The organism is Pseudoalteromonas sp. SG44-5, from assembly GCF_014164175.1.
GTDB classification, from domain to species: Bacteria; Pseudomonadota; Gammaproteobacteria; order Enterobacterales; family Alteromonadaceae; genus Pseudoalteromonas; species Pseudoalteromonas nigrifaciens.
On sequence record NZ_JACJES010000002.1, the window covers coordinates 445728 to 468333 of the forward strand.

The 22606-nt window shown below is 41.7% G+C and carries 15 protein-coding genes; 4 read left to right on the forward strand and 11 right to left on the reverse strand.

Annotated elements, in window-relative coordinates; translation table 11 throughout:
* Positions 1-7: 7 nt before the first annotated feature.
* On the reverse strand, positions 8-1354 hold the full coding sequence (locus tag H5079_RS04330) for a DUF2254 domain-containing protein (protein ID WP_182683505.1): 1347 nt from the start codon (positions 1352-1354) through the stop codon (positions 8-10).
* Positions 1355-1475: 121 nt separating this feature from the next.
* On the opposite strand from H5079_RS04330, the gene H5079_RS04335 reads away from it, so the two are divergent.
* From H5079_RS04335 to H5079_RS04350, 4 genes are all read left to right on the forward strand, one after another.
* On the forward strand, positions 1476-1850 hold the full coding sequence (locus tag H5079_RS04335; protein ID WP_011328240.1) for an MAPEG family protein: 375 nt from the start codon (positions 1476-1478) through the stop codon (positions 1848-1850).
* Positions 1851-1858: 8 nt separating this feature from the next.
* A complete protein-coding gene (locus tag H5079_RS04340; protein ID WP_086996941.1) occupies positions 1859-2491 on the forward strand; it encodes a sulfotransferase in 633 nt (210 codons plus the stop codon).
* Positions 2492-2578: 87 nt separating this feature from the next.
* On the forward strand, positions 2579-3151 hold the full coding sequence (locus tag H5079_RS04345; protein WP_011328238.1) for a tRNA-(ms[2]io[6]A)-hydroxylase: 573 nt from the start codon (positions 2579-2581) through the stop codon (positions 3149-3151).
* Positions 3152-3308: 157 nt separating this feature from the next.
* A complete protein-coding gene (locus H5079_RS04350; RefSeq protein ID WP_182683547.1) occupies positions 3309-3476 on the forward strand; it encodes a DUF1090 family protein in 168 nt (55 codons plus the stop codon).
* Between the two features lie 1557 nt (positions 3477-5033).
* Here H5079_RS04350 and H5079_RS04355 read toward each other — a convergent pair.
* From H5079_RS04355 to H5079_RS04400, 10 genes are all read right to left on the reverse strand, one after another.
* Positions 5034-5660 carry a hypothetical protein gene (locus H5079_RS04355; RefSeq protein WP_182683506.1) on the reverse strand — a complete coding sequence of 209 codons (627 nt, stop codon included), beginning with the start codon at positions 5658-5660 and terminating at the stop codon, positions 5034-5036.
* Positions 5650-8544 carry a hypothetical protein gene (locus tag H5079_RS04360; RefSeq protein ID WP_182683507.1) on the reverse strand — a complete coding sequence of 965 codons (2895 nt, stop codon included), beginning with the start codon at positions 8542-8544 and terminating at the stop codon, positions 5650-5652. The genes H5079_RS04355 and H5079_RS04360 overlap by 11 nt, the downstream gene beginning before the upstream one ends.
* A 31-nt stretch (positions 8545-8575) precedes the next feature.
* Entirely contained in the window at positions 8576-16390 is a 7815-nt protein-coding gene (locus H5079_RS04365) for a fibronectin type III domain-containing protein (protein ID WP_182683508.1), read from the reverse strand.
* Positions 16383-16793 (reverse strand): DUF6950 family protein, encoded by a 411-nt coding sequence (locus H5079_RS04370; RefSeq protein ID WP_182683509.1) that lies wholly within the window; start codon positions 16791-16793, stop codon positions 16383-16385. The genes H5079_RS04365 and H5079_RS04370 overlap by 8 nt, the downstream gene beginning before the upstream one ends.
* Positions 16777-17367 carry a hypothetical protein gene (locus tag H5079_RS04375; RefSeq protein ID WP_011328232.1) on the reverse strand — a complete coding sequence of 197 codons (591 nt, stop codon included), beginning with the start codon at positions 17365-17367 and terminating at the stop codon, positions 16777-16779. The genes H5079_RS04370 and H5079_RS04375 overlap by 17 nt, the downstream gene beginning before the upstream one ends.
* The gene (locus H5079_RS04380; protein ID WP_182683510.1) at positions 17367-17972 is read right to left on the reverse strand and encodes a hypothetical protein; all 606 of its coding nucleotides are present in this window, start codon (positions 17970-17972) and stop codon (positions 17367-17369) included. Before H5079_RS04380 ends, H5079_RS04375 begins: the two co-directional genes overlap by 1 nt.
* Positions 17973-18055: 83 nt before the next feature.
* Positions 18056-18886 carry a hypothetical protein gene (locus tag H5079_RS04385; protein WP_182683511.1) on the reverse strand — a complete coding sequence of 277 codons (831 nt, stop codon included), beginning with the start codon at positions 18884-18886 and terminating at the stop codon, positions 18056-18058.
* A gap of 54 nt (positions 18887-18940) precedes the next feature.
* Positions 18941-21817: a tape measure protein gene (locus tag H5079_RS04390; protein WP_182683512.1), complete on the reverse strand. Its 2877-nt coding sequence runs from the start codon at positions 21815-21817 to the stop codon at positions 18941-18943.
* On the reverse strand, positions 21777-22118 hold the full coding sequence (locus H5079_RS04395) for a hypothetical protein (RefSeq protein WP_011328228.1): 342 nt from the start codon (positions 22116-22118) through the stop codon (positions 21777-21779). The genes H5079_RS04390 and H5079_RS04395 overlap by 41 nt, the downstream gene beginning before the upstream one ends.
* A gap of 20 nt (positions 22119-22138) precedes the next feature.
* A complete protein-coding gene (locus tag H5079_RS04400) occupies positions 22139-22465 on the reverse strand; it encodes a hypothetical protein (RefSeq protein ID WP_089368306.1) in 327 nt (108 codons plus the stop codon).
* Positions 22466-22606: the final 141 nt, after the last annotated feature.

A 22606-nucleotide genomic window follows, 5' to 3' on the forward strand; every position in this document is an offset into this window, starting at 1 on the left:
TTATACATTACTGGCGCTTAAAACGTGCCAGTAATGTATCACCTTGTTGCTTACTAATACGGGCAATTGATTTAAGCATATTATTAATTTCCTGCCTGTCGTACTCATTCGTTACGTGCTCGTTAATGTCATCAACAATAGCATTTAAATAATTAAATAAACTTTCCCTCGCCGCTGAATTTTCGTGAGCAACAAATAAAATATTTTTAAATGCTTCTAACACATTAGTCATTACGTACGCATCGCCTTTAGCGTAATTACGTAGCGGGGTAAAATTATCATGTAGTAATTCATCAAAGCGGGTTTCGTGTATATATAATAATGGCGTATCTTTGCTGTGTTTAAAGCTGTAATTAATATCACTTATTGAAAGTCGTTTAATTAATAAAATACTTAACATATCAATGGCTTTAACTGCTGTACCCGGATCGTTTATGCCTGGGCTCATCGCTTTAACGGCTATTTCTGATATTTGCGTTAAACCATAACGATAATGGTCGCTAATATACTCTTCTATATAAAAAATAAAACAGCTTAAAATTTTAGTAATTAACTCATCATTACTTGAAATATCTTTATTACACTTTAAAAATGGATAACCTTTAACTGTAAAATAACCTTGTTTAACAGTGATATAAAGCTCAATTTCTTCTGCAGATAATAAGGCGCAAAGCTTATCGGTGTGCACTCCTTTGTAGTAGCCTTCAGTTTGACTATTTATAGAATGCCAATCAGTAAAGTCGGGAAGATATTTAAGCGGCGCTTCTTGCTGACTTTTAATAATGGTTTTAATTTCACTTTTTGTTTGGCTAAATAAACCATTTAAAACATTATCTACTTGAATAGCCCGAGATATAGAGTGAATAAAAAATACGAATAGCCCTAACGAAATCAAACCAAAAATAAGCGCAAATAATACCCCAAGTGCCGGTATAGCCATGGCGCCATTCTCGAGTTTATTAATATTTATGAGCATAATTACTGAGTAAATAATACTGCCTAAATAAAAACCTAATACCAGTTGGTGAGATTTCCGGGTTATTAATCCAGGTACTACACGCGGCGATAAACTGGCACTGGCTGAGTTTAATACCACCATTACCATTGAAAAACTAAACACAGTTAACGAAATAATACTGCCGGCTAAGGTACTTAAAACAGTTCGCGCATTTTCGGCGCTATCTACTAATATTACAGATATAAACGACTTTAGCTTTTCAATAATGGGCATATATTCAACCGACATCGTAATAACCGCAAAGGTTAAAAATGCAATTGAAAGTAAAGAAGGGTAAAAGCCAATACTATTTATCATTTCTCGATAACTGTCGGCTACTTTGCGAGGTACAAACATAAAATCCTTATGCTTTATTGTATAAGAGTATTATTAATACTTTAGCATAGTTGTAAACTAAACTTCTGATAATGAAGGTTAACTTGTGTGTTATTATTGCCAAAAATATTAGGATAATACTGTGATCATTTCAACATACGCTGCATTACTTGCATTTTACTATATTTACTTAAGCTTTAACGTAATAAACGTGCGCAGGGCAGCGCAAATATCACTTGGTGAAGGCGAAAATCCACAGTTGCAACGGGCAATTCGTGCCCATGGTAATTTTATGGAATATGTACCGTTTGCTATTATTTTGCTTTTTTTAGCAGAATATCAGGGGTTAGCGAGTCATTATTGCCATGCACTTGGTGCAATGCTACTTATAGGCCGCGTTTTTCATAATTTTGGCATAGTAGAAAAAAACCTAAAGTACCGCCAAATTGGTGTTATAGCTACATTTTTAACTATGCTTATAAGTGCTTTAGTTATTTTATTAACCCGCTTTAGTTAAATTTAATTATGAATAACAAAATATTTATTATTGGTTTACCGCGTACAGGCACTACAAGTGTTTGCCATGCTTTTTTAGAGTTTGGTATACCAACAGCGCATACTGCTTACACAAACAATTGTTTTGATAACGCCCATGCAATTGCCGATACGCCAATTTTTAATGATTATAAAGCTCTCGATAAGTATTATCCGGATGCAAAATTTATTTATTTAGAGCGTGAGCTTAACGTATGGCTACCATCAATAAAGCAATTATTATTACGTATGCATACTAATTTAACACGCACTGATGGTGGCTTTAATATTCATATAAAGCATTGTTATTTAAATACATTTAGTAATTTAACAATTGATAATATAAACGATGATAGTTACTTAACGCATTGTTATAACACGCATATCAATGACGCTAAAAATTATTTTAAACACCAAGAGCAACGCTTTTTATCAATAAATATAGCAAAACCGCAAAGCTACAAAATGCTCTGTGATTTTTTAGCGATTAAAAGTAATAAAACAGATTTTGAAAAAATGAATATGGGCGGCAAAGTTACTGCCTGGAACGATATAAAACATCCGCTAAAAGTTGAATCAACAGCAAAAGGGCGCATAGATAAACTGTTACGCTACAAGGTTTAACTTTACAGGCTTAGGAGCATGATTTTTTACCTAATATACGCTAAAATCTGCGCATTATTTTACACCTTGTTATAAGTAGTACAGAGCATGTTTGAATTAAAATACCACACTCCATTTGAATGGACCGAAGTTGTACTTGATGACTTCGATACTTTTTTACAAGACCACGCCGCAGCCGAAAAAAAAGCATCGGGTATGGCCATGTCTATGCTGTCGCATTACCCCGATAAACGTAAACTGGTTACAGCTATGGCAGACTTAGCACTTGAAGAAATGATTCATTTTAAAGAAGTGCTGAAAATTTTAATTTCACGTGATGTAAATTTAGGTGACGACAAAAAAGACCCTTATATAAAACAAATACGTGCTTTATTTAGACACGGCCGCGACGGTTTTTTAATGGATCGATTATTAGTCGGTGGGGTTATTGAGGCAAGAGGGCACGAACGTTTTTCACTAGTGGCGCAAGCGTTACCAGAGGGCAAAGAAAAAGAGTTTTACATTGCGATTGCCGAATCAGAAGAAAAACATAAAAACTTATTTGTAGAATTAGCGTATGAGTATTTTGATAAAGAAGAAGTAGACATACGCCTAGAAGAGCTACTAATAGCGGAAGCTAAAATTTGTGAAAGCATTCCGTTTACTGCGGCACTGCATTAATTTAAGCTGTTAATGCCATACTCTAAAAGCGCTAAATTTATATTTGGCGCTTTTTTGTTTGTAACAATTACGCATAATTTAATAATTATTATGTTTGGACAAAGCTGATGATTAATATATTTTCAAAATATAAAGTAATACCAACAAAGAAGATTTAATAGAAAAAATAAACGATGCTAACAATGATATTGCTGAATATGAAGAAGATCTGCTAGATGCTAAACAAGCAGGTAAAAGTGATAAAGTTAGTAAGTATCAAAAAAAGATTACAGCAGAAAAGCTTAAACTAAAACATCTGAAAGATGAGCTTGGCAAAATTAATTAAATCACCAGTGGCTACTTGTTGTTAACGCTTTAGGTTATCGTTAACAGCAAGTGTACTGCGAATATTATCGGATTAACCATCATATTTAATTACATTATTACGTAACAATAACTATATACAGTGCAGGGCACTTCAATCTTTAAAACTAGCCTAATTAAAATACACTTAAAAATTATACTTAAAAAGTCATACTACAAATAGCAATCAAACATTATGGGGAAGCGCGTTTCCATTACTCTGTTTTATACCAGCTGTCTTTCAACAACTTAGAAGTTCATAGTTAAAACCACTATCAGCAGGGAGTTTTAGTTAAATAACCAAGCGCATTACTGTGATAAACATAATCACACCACAATTTAACATAATTAAAATGACTAATAATTAAACCAAATATAACTAAAACTGAAAATTAAAACCCTACATAATAGGCTATTTAAAGTATCTGCTTATAAAACGAACTAAACCAGCTGATTTATTACTGTTAATAGCGTTATTTTGTAAAACTAGCTATGTAAATACAGGTAAAACCCATGTGTGTAACAGTGATAAACCAGATCTTTTTGAGGTTTATTTATAAAAAACTATTACAACTGATAGCCAAAGTATAAGCACATGGTATATCAATTCAAATATTATGGCCGGATTGTTACTCATAAAGAGTAATAAAACAGCATGGGATTGAAATAGAAATGTTAGTTAGCTATTGGAATAGAAGATAAAATAAAGCGATTAACTAGGTTAAAGACTTAAGCTTATTTATAGGCGTTAATTATGTAGTAAGTTATGCCGCAAATTTAATTGAATTATCACTTAGTTAAAATCACAGTAAGGCTGCTAGTAAATTTATAGAATAAGTTAAGCAAGGATATGCATATAGAGATTTATAAGTAACGTGTAGGTATGAAATAGTAGCTGAATATTACCTAAGTTAAATTGGTAATTTATGCATAGCTAAAAGAAAGAAATGCTTTAAGGGGCCTGATTCATTAAGCTAGATAAGATAATAATTGCAACATAAGTGTTTATATACAAAGAGTATAAGAAGCCACATAAGTAGTAAGCAGCAAAATTCCGTTATTTGAATTGAAAATATAGCAAAGGCATAACAATATACTTGCAGACTGCTTAGTTATAGATAGGTGCGCTTTATAAACAAGGAGAACTTTAACCGCTAAATTATCAGCGGGCTTGTTTTATACAAATACATGTTTAAATAACAAACTTGCTTTATAGGGCTCATGTAAGTAAAGCATCCATATTTAAAGTTATGTATTCGTAGTAGTAGGAAAGCAGCTGTATTGAATTTACTTAAAAACGTAAAATACACTTAATAATCTCGTAACGAGAAGGCTTACAACACACATAGTTATACTGATGTAAGCCGCCGCAGAACTTTAGAAAAATAAACGCTAGATTTTAGAATAAATTAATTATGTTAAATAGGGTGGTATTTAGTTTAATTCGAGTTATGTGTGGTGGAATTTAAATAATGTTTAAAGGGTGTTTGAAGTTGGTTTGATAGAGTAGGGTTTAAACGTTGTTTAAACCCTTTTTGTATTATTCAAAAAAGGCTTTACGGGCTAGAATAAATTGTAAACCAAACTCTTTAAATTCAGTTTCATCATCCAACGTCACTACTTCAATACTACTACTCGTTTCAGCATTAAAGTTAATGGGGAAGAACTGCGCTTCAGCACCAAATTCATTAGCTAAGTCTAATGCGGATTTTAAGGCGGACAGACCGTTTTGGTTTGTTTCAGTTAAAGCCACATTCACGCCCTTAAACTCAATACCTTTAAGTTTAGCAAGTGCTTTTGCAAATGGCTCAAGTACCTGCTCAACGGTTCGTATTTTAGGACGAATTGGTTCTCTAAGTGGTGGCATAGGCTCGGGATAGGTAACTGTACCATCAGCGTTTGCTACGGGATCTGGTAGGTTACTGTTCTTGGCTTCTATCCACTTTACGAGGCGTAAATATTCCAGGTATGCACCCGCCCATTCGTGTTGTTCAATATCACTCGCTAGTTGGGCAAACTGTTCAATATGTGAAATTTTCCCCATACTTACTAGCTGCCCAATATCCTTACCGATTGGTGCTTGCACAAGTGTTGGGAACCCCTCTACATTAAGCAGAGGGTTTTGTTCTTCATCTAATACTATGAAATCAATTATTTTACTTGTCATTTTTAATCCACCCTAAAGGTTCTACCACGATTGCGGTGCCCGCCAGAACATCATTACCATTGGTATCTAAGATGCTACTTTGCTTATTCGTAGGGTAGAACTCATTATCATCACCCCAAGAGGTTCCATCGTACTTAATCTCCACATACGTGTAGACTAGCCAGGCCATACCATTTTCTTCTGTTTGGTAGTCTAATACCTTAACCACTCTAGGGAAGGTGGGACTGAGGCCTTCTATAGCCCCATGTACTATTCTTCGGTTAGTATGCGGTTGTATTCTTCTGTCGTGATCTATAGTCACAACATTTAAAGGATACGCCTTGTTATAGTTAAACCCGCCAGCCCAAATAGGTATAAGACCTATAAGTGAATAAGGTAAACTATGTGCATGTGACGACTGGCTAACCCACGCAGTGCCTAACCCTGACGAAGAACCTAGAACGGGCATGTTATCTGAGTGCCTAGTACACTTAGCCTTCGCTTTATAATTTATGACTCCAATTCGTGTTTCTGGGGCGTTATGTGTATATCTGTTGCTTGCGGATGTTATTGCTAAAGACTCTTGCGGAGTCCATGATAGCCCTAAATCATCCGTACCCACCCATGAATGTTGCGCCAATAAGTTCTTTCGTGAATATCTAAACTCCTTAGCCTCACCTGTAGGTAAATCAGGTAGCCAGTTACCTACCCAGCCTCCTTTTAAATCTTCACACTGCAATATGTTCTCAGGTCTGCCAATAACATCTGTTTGATTAAACTCACCAGCAATAGGTATATCTGTATCTAGTTGGTATATTATTACGGCATTAGGGTTCACTCCCCAAGTAGCCGGGTAGTAAACATGCCCTTTGGTTGTTGATTGTATATTATGTAATTGAGGGTACTCCCTAACATCAAAAATCTCCTGAGTATCTAGGTTATAGGTGTAGTAAACAGCGTTATCTCGGTCAATACCTAAGTTAAAGACTGTTCCTGAATACGCTCTTAACTGTGGTTCTACCCCTGAAGCTGTGGTAGGCCCCGAGAGGGGGGCTATTTTCGTTACTTTAAGATACTCAAATCCTCGTGAGTTACTGCTTTTTACTTTTAAGTCAGCGTCTGCGAAATCTGTGGTCGAAACTCCCGATGCTAGGTATCGCATATCTTGGCAAATACCTCCTGCACCACCACTATAAATTACATCACAGTATCGCCCATCTGGCCTACCACTTAGTAGATGTTCCACGAGTCCAGTTAGGTTACTGTACCCAGCGGTAGTTGTACTTGCGACGGCACTGTGAGAATTGAAAAGCTCCGCTTTATTGGATGGCTTAATAACCTGGCTCGAATCCCAAAGCACCCGACTTCCGTCGTTTTTTAGCCATGCCGAGCCTAAGGGGTTAAAACTAGGATGATACCCCCCTCGATTTAGCCGACTCACCATACCGCATACCAGGAAAAACCCCTCACCATTAACGGCCTTGTTGTCGTTTGCCTCAAGCTTTCTTAATAGATAGCATCCACGGTCGGTAATGTTAGGTTGGTATTTTTCGTAAGATCCTTTAGCGTTAGTGTAAGGTTCTCCAACGGAATACGCCACATCACTATCTGACGCGCCTTGCGCTCTAATCCTTGTTTGTGCCGCTCCACCAAATTGAAGCTGTGAGGCGCTAAAATTAGACTGGAAACCTCCTTTGCTCCAATTGCCATTGCCCAACCCAGCGATACTACGACCACGTATACTCCATTGGTAAAACTTACCCGTTACATCATTAAAGTAAATATTGTTCTCAGGATCACTTGCTATGGCAATCCTCTGCCCCTCAGAAGCTGTTTGCCAGTTGACCCCCCAACCTTGACTGTCCGAATCCCCCTCATACCAAGCAAAGAATGATGCTGGCTTAGAAATGTTAGCCTTAGTGTATACTCCGTTTATCTGTGTAGCTCCACTCTGTATCATCCCGCAAGAGTATACAAAAGGGTCTTCATCGGATATTTCCCGTAAAAAAGCCTCAAAACCCCAAAGATCAAAACGTTCTGTAACCACCTTGTTTGTATCTGTCTCACTTGCAAAAGCAATAGCAGCTGTTGCATGAATAACAGATAACCCCGTAGCTAAGTCAACCGTTCGCGTACCATCTTCGGGGGGCGGAAACTTTATAGTAATGCCGGAGTTTTCAGCAGTTGAACGCTTAGCATCAACCCGCACAAGTACCCCGTTAAAGTTAATATAAGCAGCTCTAGTCGGGGAGTCACCTTTAACGTCTGCAGAGGTCAATGCGAAATTTTCTGACAACCCCAACCCTAAGATATTAGGTATGTTATTTCTAATAAATAAACCGCTACCTACCCCCTCCATTGTGTTGCCATTTTCTCGGTGCTTACCAAAATGCACAAAACCACTGGCAGCAAATTTTTCATTATTCTGCGCTCGGTTAGCTTCAAACTCTACTTTACGCATAGCCCAAGGGTGGGGATGGTAGGTATCTAACTGGGTTTGGGCTTCACTCTCAATTTGTTTGAGGGTTTTAACTGTGGTAGTTGTGCCATCTTGGTTAGTGAATGTGACAGACCCCATGTTTGTTTGCCAGTTTTGCATGGCCACGAAGTTGTCATTGACGTTTTTGTTCGCGTTGTTAATAGCATCGACGGCGGCTCTAAAATCGCCGGTTGTTGGTATTACAACAGCGGGCTGGCTGGACTGGTTACTGTTAGCCCAGTTTTTAACCAGCTCAATATATTGCTGACTGGCTGCGCCCACATAGCCACGGTTGATCTCAACCAAAAAACCCGCTAAAAATAAAAAATCACCTTGGCGCACATTGGCGATACTCTCGCCGCTGTTGATTGTTACTACTTTAGAGCCGTTGGTAACACTGGCTTGACTAGCTGTAAATGCTGCCATTGTTTAGTCCTCTTTTATGAAGTTAATATATTTAGTTGCTGCCCGTAACAACGATAGATAAAGAGCGTGAGCCCGACATTTTCAATCCTGCTTCGTTGTACGGAAATGACACTGTTCTCGCTACAGCCCGAAGCTGTAAAAGCTGACCCTGGCTAACAGTCAAATTGGTATTCGCCGATACTCCGGTCGTAACAGAAAGAATTATTTCCGGCCCTTCTTGTGTACAGCTAGCAGTACCTATAGCGTTATTTCCTGCAATAGCTTGCCATGTACCGCCTACAAGCATTTCTATATCTACTGTTGAGCTTGGTTTATACGGGCTAGTAGGGCATGTGCCGCCGCCACTGGCGCCACCTCGGCCCGTGACACTAGCTGTAACATTTATGGACGTCGTTCCGCCTGGTATTGTGAAAGAACCCGTTAAGACGTTAAGGCCACCTGACGTATTAGTCGCTTGGCGCGAAATTGATAACGTACCAGCTTGAAACGTGCCCCCAAAATAAAAACCACCGTTGTTTGTTTTATAGCTAACAGCATTGCTCTTGCTCATGCCTGCGTATATAGCAGACTGTGTTGAGCTGTTCCAAGTTACACCGTTTATTTTGGGGCCGTACCACGATATTAAATCGGCAGTAGGGCCAAATGGCAGGGAACGTCCCACAATATCCAAGTAATCCGAACTAGGTTCTGTGATTACTATCTCACCCCCCATAATTATTGGTGATTCAATGCGTGAGCTAGCTCTAAACACTTTACCATCTACAGTGCCGTCTATTAGAGCGTCGCCGTGGACTCGCAATGTGTAGCTTGCCCACGAACTGCCGTTAAATCGTTTTGTTGTCTGGACCTTTGCGTCGCTAGATTTGTAAATGGTTACCCGGTCGTGCTCAACCGGTGAGCCCGGGACGCTGGCATTTGCTGTCGCATCTGACCAGGCGCCGGTTGACGTGGCGATTTGAACCTCTATCGAACCTCGATTTCCATTTTGTCCATTAAGCCCGTTTTGACCATCTGCGCCATCAGCTCCTTTAAATAATGACCATGTGTAATCAGCTGGGCTGCCTGACTCCGTTGCTGTGGTTTTATTTACCGCAATACCGATGTATTTGGTGTTGCTGTTAGGGGTTTGATACATGCCGGAACCGCTGACGTTTTCGCTGTATGCAATCCATGTGTAGGTTGTTTTGCCATCCGCACCTTTTGCACCAGGCACACCGTCGGTACCATTAGCGCCATCTTCACCTTTTATTTTTGACCATGTGTAATCCGCTGGGTTGGTTGACTCTGTAGCCGTGGTTTTATTATAAGCAAAGCCAATATACTCTTTGTTAGTTGGGGAGTTGCTAAGCCCAGCACCACTGGCATTATCAGCATATTTTAACCATGTATACGTTGTTAGACCGTCCGCGCCTTTTGCACCTTGAATGCCTTGTGGCCCAGTTGCACCGTCCTGACCATCAGCACCATCAGCACCATCAGCACCATCTTTGCCATCTTGCGCTTTAATATCATTTAACGTACTTACTTGATGGCCATCACTGAGTACTAAGCGCCCCCTAAATGTTTGCACAGGGTTGAGTCGATCAGAATTATCAAGGTATATCGTTGGCACAAACGTGCCATTAACCATTACACCTTGGCGAATAACATTAGCAATCAAGTCAAGATTACCCACTTCACCATCGTTATAACCCGCTATGCCAACTACGCGACCGTTGTTATCAAGCGTCCAGCCACCGCGAGCAACTAGCTTACCTTCAACCGTGGTAAATAGTTGGCGTAGCTGTTTAATGCTCGCGGTGTTTTCACCGTCGCTAATTTGCATGTTGGCGATAAACTCAGCAAGGGGACCATTAACCCACGAACCGCCATCGGCAACACATTGCACGGCGTCGTTCTCGCTGGTGATTTGGCCTTGGGCATTTAAGCAGTAACCCACGGCGGTGCGGGTGTACTCTTGCGCTGTAGCTATGGCGGTATTTTTAGCGGCCTCGGTATCATCATTAATTTTTGCAGTCAGAGTTTGTTGTAACGTGCTAAAAGCTTGATTTTGGCTTGCGAATGTTTCGCTTACATCGTCAAAGCTGGCGATTGTGTCGGCAACAAACGATTCAAACTCGATATCACGCAGGGTGTTGGCTTCATCAATGCTTGCAATAGCCGTAGTTACATCGCTAAAGCGCGCCGTTACGTTATCAAATGTTGCTTGATAACGCTGATCACGTACTACGCTTGCTTCGTACTGATTAGCTACCGCTTTGTTTAGTGACGCAATAATAGCGTTGCTGCTATTAAAAATAGCCGCAAGTTCAAGCTGCTGTTTAGCCAAACTTTCAAGCCCTGTGGTTTGGGCCTGCAGCTTTTCGTTAGCGAGTGACGCTTTTACATTGAGCGTTGCTAAGTCCTGGTCTTGCATCATTTTGTTATACGCAGCAATAACGTCATTTAAGCCCTGGGCTTGTTGCTCAAGCTCTAAGCCTTGTATTTGCTTTATGCTAGTCGTTACAGCGCCTTCCGCTGCATCTAAACGTTGTTTTACATTCGCAAAAGTAGCGTTTACGCCATCTTCTTTATCGTTAAATAACGTGATCTGGTTTTCAATATAACCTTCTGCAGCATTAATAAACAGCTGCGCATTATTAGCTTTTTGCAGAGTGCCGTTGCCTTTAAACTCTTGCAGTGTCGCACTTACTTGATACGTTGCATTAAATGTATCAAGCAACTGACTTACGTTGCTTTGGGTTTGATAGCCTTTGCCGTCAACATACGCTGCACTAATATTGATAGCGCGTTGTACTGCGGGACCGTCAATCCAAGTATGGCCGTCTAGCTCACATTGCACGGCAGCATCTTGATCAACACGTTCGCCGTTGGCATCAACACAATAGCCGGTTACTGCGCGGGTAAACTCGTTAGCAGTGGCAAGCATAGCTAAATCTTGCGTTTGAAATTCAATGCGTAATTGAGTGCCCAACGTAGCGCGAGCTTGTTGCTCGGTGATCACCAAATCATCAATGCGGTTTAAATCAGCCTCAGCTTCACCCATTCTTATTGATAGTTGCTGCTGTGCGTTGGCCGTAACGGTAATATCGTCTGCATTGGCTTGTATTAAATCGTACGCAAATGCAATGTTATCGTTTATGCCGTTTGGCTTATTAACAAACTGAGTAACGATATTTTCAATGGTGCCCTCAGCGGCGTTTATCCATTGCTGCGCTTCTTTTGCCGCAGTGATTATGCCCTCGGCGTTAATCTGCTGAATTGTCGCTTTTATGCCAAAACTTGCATCCCATGTATCAAGTATTTGTTCTACATTGCTCTGTGTTTGATAGCCTTTATTGTCAACGTAGGCGGCGCTTAAGTTAATTGCGCGTTGCACTGCTGGGCCATCTACCCAAGTATGGCCGTCTAGCTCACATTGTACTGCGTCATCTTGATCAACACGTTCGCCATTGGCATCTACGCAATAGCCGGTTACTGCCCGTGTAAATTCATTAGCAGTGGCAAGCATGGCTAAATCTTGCGTTTGAAATTCAATGCGTAATTGAGTGCCCAACGTAGCGCGGGCTTGTTGCTCGGTGATCACTAAATCATCAATGCGATTTAAATCAGCCTCCGCGCTGCCCATTCGTACTGATAGTTGCTGCTGTGCGTTGGCTGTTACAGTTAGATCGTCGGCGTTGGCTTGTATTAAATCGTACGCAAATGCAATGTTATCGTTTATACCATTTGGTTTATTAACAAACTGAGTAACGATATTTTCAATGGTGCCCTCAGCAGCGTTAATCCATTGCTGCGCCTCTTTCGCGGCGGTGATTATGCCCTCGTCATTAATTGTTTGGATCGTTGCTGTTATGCTGTATTGGCCGTCAAACGTGCTAATAAATTGCTTAACGTTGGCGGCTGTTTGATAGCCTTTTTCATTTACAAAAACGCTGGTGTAATCGTTAATTAACTGCACGAGTGGGCCGTCAACCCAATCATGCCCAAGAGCAATGCAGGCCATTGCGTCTGGTTCATCAACGCGGTTGCCCTGTGCATCTACGCAGTAACCTACAACCGCCTCTAATCGCTCGTTGGCTTGGGCAATAGTGCGTGTTCCTTCGCTGGTTATTTCGGCTCTTAACTCACGTTCAGTGGTTGAACGCGCTGTACGTTCGTTAGCAAATGCTTGGTTTAGACTTGTTAAATACGCTGCGTTTTGGCCATATAAACCCGCAAGTTCGAGCGTTTGGGTTGCGAGTGACTCAACATCATTAGTAACTGCAGTTAGTTTTTGATTCGCTGCGGCAAGGCTAAAGCTTTGCTCTGCCAGCTCCTGGTCTTGCTGCATTTTGTTGTATGCAGCAATAACCTCATTCAAACCAAGCTCTTTTACGTCAAGCTCTAAGCCGCTAACTTGGGTAATGCTCTGGCTAATTTCACCGGCGATTGCATCAATGCTTTGCTCAGCAACACTAATGCGCTGGTTTACGCCATCGTCACTGTTTAAAATGCTGGTTACTTGGTCACGTATTGTGGCCTCTGCGCCGTTAATCCATGTTTGTGCCGCATTGGCTTTTATTATTATGTCCTGGTCGTTAAACTCTTGCAGGGTAGCCGCAATACTGTACTGAGCATTAAACGAGTCAATCAGCGTTTGTACGTTACTTTGCGTTTGATAGCCCAGTGCGTTAACCCAAGCTGTTGTTGCATACTGGGCCATAACGCCTGTGGCCGCGTTAATGTCTTGCTCAAGCTCGGTTGTACGTGCCGTAATATCCGCAAGGGTTAAATCGTTAGCGCCACGTTTACCAACCTCGATAAAATCAATATCACACGCGCCTAAGTTAAACTCTAAGCTGGTAATCGTGCCCGTGTAGCCTGCTGTGCCTGTGGCATCGAGCGTTAAGGTCTCAAAATCTGTGCCTGCTGGCTCGGGTAAGTGCAGGGTAGTAGTGCCACCATTAAATTTAATATCGCCGCGCCACGTTGCATCTGAGTGTTTACGCACGCGCAGGCGAAACATCGGGTTTTCAGCCGCGTTATAGCTGATTGCTGGGCTGCTAATTTGTGCAGTGGCCACAATGTAGCCTGTTGCGTTGTGGCTGTCTGGATCAAACCCTTCGCTACTGGTATTAAACTGCCAGCTATACGCGGGTTGTAGTGCGGCCAATGCACCGGCTATCTGGCTTTCAACTTCACTAAAAGTGGCTTTTTGGTTGATTTGCGCGGCTTGTATAATAAGCTGCGCTTCAGCTTGGCTTATACGGCTTTGAGACTGAGCAATTTGTTGTGACGCGATAGTAATTTTACTGTTAGCGCCCTCAATCATTAGCGTGGCGCTGTTAAAGCTTTTATCAGCATACGCAAAAGCACGATTAATAATTGTGCCAGTATCCGGATCAACATACACAGCCGCATCAATTAAGCGCTCGTTATTAAACGCACGGCGCTCGTATTCGTTACGCCAGTTTGTATACGCGCTAGTCACGTTTAAAAGGCTTAAACCAATACTTTGCTGGGCTAATCGCTGCTGTTCAATTGCGATATTATTGATTTTAATAAGCGCGGGTAGGCTGTTTTGCTTGGTTTCGTCTAAAACCTCGGTTACGCGTTCTAAATCGTTTATTTTGCTGTTTGAGTCGGCTAATTGCTGCTGCAGATTGTTTGGGTTCTCTGCGTTAATCACATCAACAATATTAACGAGCTGGTCAATTTGAAATGGGATGCTGTTTGGGTTTTCTGCGTCGAGTACTTGAACTTTTTCAGCAAGTCCGGTGAGTGCGTCAATATTTTTAGCTATTAAGCTGGGTAGGTTATTTTCTGTTTCAGGACGCAAGCGATCAACTTGCGTATTCATATCCTCAATAAGTGTTTGTGCGTCCTCACTTAATTGAGTTAATTCAACACCATTAATAAACTCGGTTAAATCTACAAGCGTGGTGTTTGCTATAACATCTACCCAGTCACTTGCGCCCAGGTGATTAACGCTGCGCACTCTAAACTTATACTCAGTTTCGCTTTTTAAACCAATGCGATTATAAATCTGCGCCAACACACGCTCACCGCTTTGCGGACTTTCTGTGGTGCCTAAAAATTCCCACTCAAACGCAGTACCAATACCGGCTGTAGCTATGTCAGCAGTTAGCGTTATTTGGTTGTAATCTGCAGTTACATAAACGGTAGGCAAAGTCGGTGTAAGCACACTAAATTGCACAGCTACAAGCAACGAGCGTTGTCCAAATATGTTTTTAGCACTAATACGCGCGGTGTATTCACCCAGTTGTAAATTCGGAATCGTTACTTGGGTATAAGTTACAGAGGTTTTAAACACCTGCTCATCAGCCGCAGTATTAATAAACTCTACATCATACTCATTAACAGCAAGTGGAGCAGGGTGGTTCCACTTAATAATGCCATTGCCGTCACCATCAATCGTAACCCGTACATCAAAAATAGGTTGTGGCTTACCCACTAAATAGTCACTATTTGGTGTTAAATCTTGCGCACCAGGTACTAAATTATCAGCCCATAAATCAGGGCCGTCTTCAACGCACATCAATGTCACGCCGCCGTCTAATCTGAAGCGGCGCTCAACTACACGGTATATTTTATTGTTTATCGACTCATTCGGTAGGTTTAAATACACAGTACGGCCAACTGCTGCAGCCAAGCCCTTGTGTTTAAGCGGCAGTTCAATTTCACCTAACCGGGTTTGTTCTAAATGTATTGTTGCCAGGCGCTGGGCCGTCGTGCCACTGCGCACAAACGGTAACGTAATCGACTTTTCTAATACCTGATTATCAATAGCTTGATACCCAGCAGATACAACAGGCGGAGCGTCTGTCCTGTCGTAGTTTTGCTCAGGGTCGGTAAACGTCGCTCTCACAACATTCGCACGATCGCGTAAATCAGCATGCCACTTTATTTTAATATTGCCATGCACATCATCAGCATTAATAGTGTATGTAGGGTTGCCATACCAAGCCCCAACACGCACATACCACTGGCCCATTTGCCTAAAAATCTTGCCCGCAAAACATCCTTCTAATTGGTTTAATACATCAAGCGGTTTAGAGCTAAAGGTAAAGCTACCATTCGTAGTATAGCGCTTTTCGGTTGTTATTTTACCTGCCGCATCTTTAAACTCAGCGTCTTCGTCACATACGTTTATCGCAGCAATCCACCAGCCCAGCGGTAAACGATCAAACGGCACTTCATGCGCACCGTAAAATCGAACGTAGTGCAAGGCGCACAACACCGCATTTTGGCTCCACGCCCACGTAGTTTCATCATCAGGATTTTGAGTCGTATCGCGCGGATCCCACACCCGTGCACCACGTATTAAAAACTCGGTTTCACTAATACCATCTTCAAATACTTCGCGATTGTTTTCCAGCTCTATAAAAATATGTGCTTGGTCAATGCCTATATGCTCATTTGTCCAACCGGCCATTTTAGCCACAGCTTTAGCATTAGCCGCTGTATGGCGGCCATCACTTAACTCATAATCCCAGCTTTCAGTTGGGTAATCAGTAATGGGTTTATCAGCTATATAAATTTCTTCAAGCGCGTCAATAGGGGCCCCATTTATAAGCACCACCATTTGCACAAACTTTTTTTCACCACGTTCTACTTCCGCCTGGTGCGCAATAACACCACCCACACGATCGCGGCCAAACGTAATGCGGCGGGGCTGATCAATACCTTTTTGTAAGCCTTTAGCCAGTGTCGCTAAATCCTCTTCTGGTAAATCTGGTGTAAGCGAATCCCAGAGCGCTCCCACTGTTTTATTAAAAACACTGCGCCCAAGGCCAAAAATGTCACCACCGGTATCAACTACAACATCAACAACTTTAGACATTGCGAGGCTCCAACGGATACACCGCTTTTACTGCACTCATAGGTAGAGTAACCAACCCGTTATCACCCACACATACCACAGCGTTAACAGTCACAATGCCGCCCACATATTCATTATTAAATTCAACTAATGCAATGTCGCCACGGCGAGCGTAAGCAATCGGCACTTCAGGGTTTAAACGGTCTTTAAATACACTTTGAACGTCGTTTAAACCGCGTTTAAACAATTGTTTAAATGCCCCCGCTTTTGAGCGATAAGCGCCTCTAAAGTCAGCTGCAACATCATTGCCCGTTGCAAACAACACCCAATCGGCAATCAATAAGCAACAATCATTTTTACCCCATTTAAAAGGTTCACAATTACGCTGAGTAACAAAAGCAGCAAGTTTAGCGTTGGCGTTCATGTCGATTGTCCCCTATGTATTTACCTGGTTGTGTGTCACGTAGCTTTTGTTTGTTTGCCGTTGTTTGCTCACTAAAAAACTTATCGCCCGGGTGCAGCGCTTTTTGGGTAGCATCGTTCCAGCGTTGGTGTAATCGTGCATCTTTCCAACGCTCGCTTTCACCCGCTATGCTCAATTGAATTTGCGACACGTCACCACGTTCAACATCGCACGCAACAATGTACCCACTTTCAAGTATTTGGCTTTGGCTAACACGGTAATGCTCATCAACAGTTACAAGATAAATTTCGCAGCCCAGGCTAATAGGGTCATTTTCGGCAACCTCAGCTAAAACAGCCTGGTCTTGAGTGTGTAAAGTTAAACGTATGCGGGCACTGTCATTTTTATCGCTGGCCGGTATTTCGCTTACCGTGCCTAACATACCTACGCCATGCCAAGTACGGTTTTTAAAGCGGCGCTCACCCACACCTGTATGCAGTAAAACATCACCACTTTTAAAAGCTAAGCGCACAAAGTAGCGGGCACGGCCGCTATTAGCTAAATCAGCAAGTAAAGCAGCATTTAAGCTTTCCATTAAAACGCCTCCCGGCCTTTAATTTTCCAGCTTGTAACAATGCCTTTTTTATACTGAGCACTCGCAAGCCCTTGCTTATTGTCAGCAAGTCTAAATAAGCCAGCGGGTTGTTTAAACGTAATTAGGGTATTGTCTGCAGGTATTCTGCGAACAGGAGATTCAAAATTAACCGTTGCTTGGCCAATCGAATTACTTATCAAGTCAGCCGTTAATATCTTAAGTTCAGTACTTTGCCCAACGCCAACTTGCATGCGTTCGCCAGCAACCAACAAGGTTTGGTTAGCGGGTAGGCCATCGATATTTAATATGTTTCCATCTTGGTTTGCACCACGTACAAAACCAGTAAAGTCTTTATCTAGCTGCTCTCGGCGATAATCAATTAAGGTAAACGTACCCACTTGGCCGCGCAGGCTGGCAATAAAACCATCAAGCGCCAACGCATCACGCTCAGGCACATTGGCAAGTTCAATTTCAAACTCCCAATAAGCACCTTCTAAGTCGTAAATCTCAGTGGCATTGTTGGCTTTATTTAAATGAGTTTGGCTATTAGGCACTAACGTAAAGTTAGATAGCTTAGGCCGTTTTGGGAGTGGAATAGGTTGCATCGTTACCAGGTTTCGTAATAAAACATTGGTAACGAGTATAAAATTTAATGGGTAACTCTTTGGCTGGAAAGGGGTTTACATAGTTAAAGTAGCTTACGTTTTTCAAGTTCTAAAAGCACTTCATCAGAAAGTGCATTACGCCAGGCTATTTCTTTTAGCTGTCTACATACTAAACCAGCAATCTCTAAAAACACAAGTTCCGCAGTTTCTTTTTCACCTTCTTTAGCAGTTTGACGGAGATGGAAAGCTATTTCAACAAACATAAGCCAAGTAAAAATAGTGAGTTTTGCAAATAAAGTAACCTCTAGTACTTCTCTGTACTCCTTGCTTTTTAAGGCTCTCATGAATAAAGCTATTGACTTAATCTTATCAATATATTCAAAGGTTTCTTTTGAAAAAATAATATCTACATGCTGCTTGTTTCTTTCAATATTTTTATCAGGCCTAGTCTTTAAAAATTGAAAGTATTCAAAAATAAATTTTTCAAGGGGTATTTTTTGCGAATGTTCATAGTAGTATTCGTCAATCTCAGAATCTTTATACCCATCAAAATTTATAAAGTAGATTTCTTTATTATCATCAAAAACTCTTATTTCTTTTTGCATTGTTACTTTAATTTCATTCGCGATTTCAAAAACAGCATCTTTAATAACGCTAAAGTTTTGAGTATCAGATTGCTCTCTAAGAGCTAATTTGGTTTCTTCTAACTCGCTTTTACTAGTTCGCCAAGTTAGAAAAATTAACACAGATGTTATAGCTAGCAGTGGAGGCGTGAGAATTCCATTGAAATAACTTGCTGTATTGACCCAATTTTCAATGGGAGTATTTAGGTTGAAGTTAAATTGATAAAAAAAGAACACTAATATTATAAAAAATATTAAACTTAATGATGCTACGTATATTTTTATGCCCATCTACATTCCCTCGTTTTAAAACTCCTTTTTACACCAATCTCAAACACTTAACAACTAAGCAGCACCGCGTACTGCTCTAATAATCGAGCCGTTTTCTTGTATATTAGCTACCACAACACCCACTACTTGGCGTGCTATGTCTTGGCCAACTGCTTGCGAGTTTTGCTCATTAGTTGAGCCTTGCACCGTAATTTGGTTGGTAATACTAATACTAACCCCGCCAGAGCCACCATCATTAGCAGCGCCGCCACCGTTATAACGTCGTGCCATTTGGCTAATTTCGGTATTTTGTTTAGGGCTTAATACACGCTCACCACGCTGCAGTACATAGGTAGATTCGTTAGGTACATAGTCTAAACCACCGTGCGCAATACCCGCTGGTTGCTGTGCTTTTATTTGTCGTACTTGCTGTAAGCCACTCATAACAGCACCCGCAGCTGCAACACCACCCAGCACAGGGCCAATAATAGGAATAGACGCAAGTGAGGTAAATGCAGCAGTGGCACCTTGGTAGGTATTAATTACCGCTTGCGCTATAGCAAAAGCTTTATACGCTTTAAAGGCTGTTTTACTTTGTCCTGCCATAGTTTTAAATGTGGCAGCACCTAAACCAACAATAGCACTCGCTTTTTCTGTTTCGGTTTGTTTTTCAAAGTTAGCAAATGCTAAAACATTGCTTTGCAATGCTCCTGTATGGCGGGTTTTAATTTGCATTAACCGCTCTTGATGAGCTGCTTCGTCAGCCTCGCGCTGACTGTAATAACCGTTAGCTGCATTAAGTTCTGTTTGTCGTTCCAAATCCTTAATTTGGCTATCAGCATTATATTCAAGCTCGCCCGCATCATCATTAGCCGCCAAGCCAATTTGTGCTCGGCGTTTTGCATCAACTCTGGCTTGTTGCCTAGCTTGCTCAACACTCAGTTCGTTGTTGTAAGCAGCCAGCGCTTCACGCCCAGCAAAACCTTTAACTACGGCAATACGGTTTTCTAAATCACGTTGTAAGTCATTTTTACGCTTTTCTTCTGCTTGGTTTTGTATCCGCGTTTTATCAGCTTCGCGCTTAATAGCTATGCTTTTTAAGTCATCACTGTACTTAATATCAAGCTGCTTTAAAATTTCATCGTATTTAGCTTTATTACCAGCATCGTTGCTACGAGCGGTGATCACCATTTGCTTACGTTTATCGTAGCTGTCTTTTAAACGAGCTTCCTCAGCCATTAAGCTCACTTCTAAGCGCTTAATGTTGTCTGGTAGCACAGAGCTTGTTACTACTGGTTTAGGCTTTTCACTCTCTTTAATAGCAAGTACTTGTTGCAGTGCCACCACTTCATTTTTTAAGTCAGTAACACGCTTTTCAGCAGCTTCCACATCCGAAAACTTACCTTTTAAAAAAGGGTTATTAAATCTGTCTCTTGCTTCATCGGCTAGCTGTATTGCGCCTTTAATCCGCCCCTGAGCCATTAGCAATAAGCCTTGTGCTTGGCTACCAGTTAAGTTGGCATATGGGTTTAAATCTTTACTTGCTTCTTTAAGTTTATTAACTGAGTCGGTAGCGTCATCGCCTTGGCTTGCAAAGTAAGCAAGACCAATTCCAGCTGTGACAAGTAGGCCAACAGGCCCGCCTAGTAGCCCCATAACAGCACTAAGACCACGAGCTGCAAGGGTCGCTCTACGAGCAATAGGTCCATACGCGCTGGTTGTAGCGTTCACTGCCCCTTGTGTTGCGGCTACTTGCATATTAGCTGCAGCTAACTTATTAACTCCAGCTGCTCTAGTGCCATCAGTATGCGCCATTGCTAGCTGTCTTTTTGCAGCGGCCTGATCAGCTAATGCTCTTTGGTGCTCTGCAATAGCAGTCGCTTTTGCTTGTTTTGCCAAGGCTGCATCAGCAATTAACGCCTTACTTTTTGCGGCAACATTGGCAATATAGCCTTTAGCGCTTGCGGCTAACCCAGCAACTAAATGCCCTGTTAAAACGGCAGCCAATCCACTTGTTGCCATCATTAAACTATCTACGGCGCCTTCGTTCTCACGTAAATAAGCCATAGTGTCGGTAATACTATCTACCACACTAGTCACAGCAAAATTTACTGGCTCTTCGTATTTGCGTATTAAGCGCTGGTATTCGTTACCCATTTCAGCAAAGCTGGCGTTTATTTTACCTTCTGTAGCTTCAGCTGCACCTGCGTAATCATCCAGGGCTTTAATTAAGTAGGTTTTAAACATTTGACTAGTAACTTGGCCGGCATTAACCATTTGCCTAAAACTACCGGCAGCGCCACCTGTGGCTTTATCTAGCTTTTGCATTAAGCCTGGCAATGGCTCAGTTACTTGGTTTAACTCTTCTGCGCGTAACGTGCCGGCAGTCATGCCTTGAGTCATACCAAATAAACTCTGGCTTAACTGTACGTTACTCGCACCTGTTTTAGCGGCTACGTTGGCAAAGCCTTCTAATATGGCTTTACCTTGTGCGTTAGTCACTAAACCAGACTCTTGCAAGGTTAAAACGCGGCTGTACGAATCGGCAAGGGTGGTGTAGTTGGTGTTTAAACGGTCAGAGGTCGCAAATAAATACTCTTGTACTTTTGCGTAATTTTCGGCCGAGCCGGTTAACCCTTTTAAGCGGGTGTCAAGCATTTGGGCAGCGCCCGTATCGCGCACAAACATAGTGGCGGTGCCAATGCCCACAAGCGTAGTAAGGGTTGCACCAATTTGCCCGTAGGCGCTATTCATTAATCCCAGCTGGCGGGTCATAGCGCCTTGCTGTTGCATAGTGCGGGCTTGGCTTGCGCCTAATTGCTGGTTAGCAGCAACTTGTCGCTGCACCGCTTGCTGAATGCGGTTTAGTTCGTTTACGTTTTGGCGCGCACCGGTGGTAACTGCTTTACCGTCATAACTTAAGCGTAACGCCAAATTCAGTTTGTTGCTCATCGGGTCGCCTTATTATGTTTATTATGGTGCGCTCTAATGTTTGTAGTTTTTCAAAATCATTAGGGGTTAACGTTATATTTGCATAGCGCCAAGCTATATCTGCCCGGGCATAATCTAGGGCTATTTCTACCCCTTCGTTATCACGCTGCCACTGGCTGCTTGCAGTTGTAAGTGCAATTACAGCACAGTGGTTTTGCGGCAATACAAATAATGTATCTTCTTTTGTAAGCGGTGCCTTCGGTGCACCAAAATGGGCTTCGTCGTCATCTAGTGTTTTACTTGATGCTGCTAGGTCGCCCAAAAACCACCTAGCAACATCGGCTAGTTTTTTTCGTGTATACGGTACTGCGCATTAATACACTCAACACTTAAGCGGGCGGTTATGCCACTGTACGCCAGCAGTTCTTCAAGCGTGTCGTTTGCAAAAGGTACGTCTTTGCCATCATCAACAAAGCCATCCCAGCTAATAAGCAGTTCACGTACAATTTCGCCATCATTAGCGCCTTGCTTTTCAGTCAGCAGTTTTAGCTCGCTTTCAGTCACTAGCTTTATGTGTGCGGTAAACTTAAATAGCACACCACCAAACTCAAAATTAAGGGGGGCTTTTACCACCGCAGTTTTTAAGTCATTGAGTAATTTCAATTTCATTGCAAACTCACTTATATTCTTTAGTTAGTCTTAAAGCTTCGTCTTTAGCAGCGTTAAGAGTATTAAATTTCAACATGCCATTACTGTCTTTACAGTAACTTGGCGCTTTCCCTTTTCTCTTTACTACGACGGTATAAAATT

Excerpts from the sequence above, each read along its gene's own strand:
- H5079_RS04340 (WP_086996941.1), top strand. The coding sequence starts at position 1,859 with ATGAATAACAAAATATTTATTATTGGTTTACCGCGTACAGGCACTACA.
- H5079_RS04360 (WP_182683507.1), bottom strand. The coding sequence starts at position 8,544 with ATGGCAGCATTTACAGCTAGTCAAGCCAGTGTTACCAACGGCTCTAAA.
- H5079_RS04365 (WP_182683508.1), bottom strand. The coding sequence starts at position 16,390 with ATGTCTAAAGTTGTTGATGTTGTAGTTGATACCGGTGGTGACATTTTT.
- H5079_RS04330 (WP_182683505.1), bottom strand. The coding sequence starts at position 1,354 with ATGTTTGTACCTCGCAAAGTAGCCGACAGTTATCGAGAAATGATAAAT.
- H5079_RS04370 (WP_182683509.1), bottom strand. The coding sequence starts at position 16,793 with ATGAACGCCAACGCTAAACTTGCTGCTTTTGTTACTCAGCGTAATTGT.
- H5079_RS04345 (WP_011328238.1), top strand. The coding sequence starts at position 2,579 with ATGTTTGAATTAAAATACCACACTCCATTTGAATGGACCGAAGTTGTA.
- H5079_RS04400 (WP_089368306.1), bottom strand. The coding sequence starts at position 22,465 with ATGAAATTGAAATTACTCAATGACTTAAAAACTGCGGTGGTAAAAGCC.
- H5079_RS04375 (WP_011328232.1), bottom strand. The coding sequence starts at position 17,367 with ATGGAAAGCTTAAATGCTGCTTTACTTGCTGATTTAGCTAATAGCGGC.
- H5079_RS04380 (WP_182683510.1), bottom strand. The coding sequence starts at position 17,972 with ATGCAACCTATTCCACTCCCAAAACGGCCTAAGCTATCTAACTTTACG.
- H5079_RS04385 (WP_182683511.1), bottom strand. The coding sequence starts at position 18,886 with ATGGGCATAAAAATATACGTAGCATCATTAAGTTTAATATTTTTTATA.
- H5079_RS04390 (WP_182683512.1), bottom strand. The coding sequence starts at position 21,817 with ATGAGCAACAAACTGAATTTGGCGTTACGCTTAAGTTATGACGGTAAA.
- H5079_RS04355 (WP_182683506.1), bottom strand. The coding sequence starts at position 5,660 with ATGACAAGTAAAATAATTGATTTCATAGTATTAGATGAAGAACAAAAC.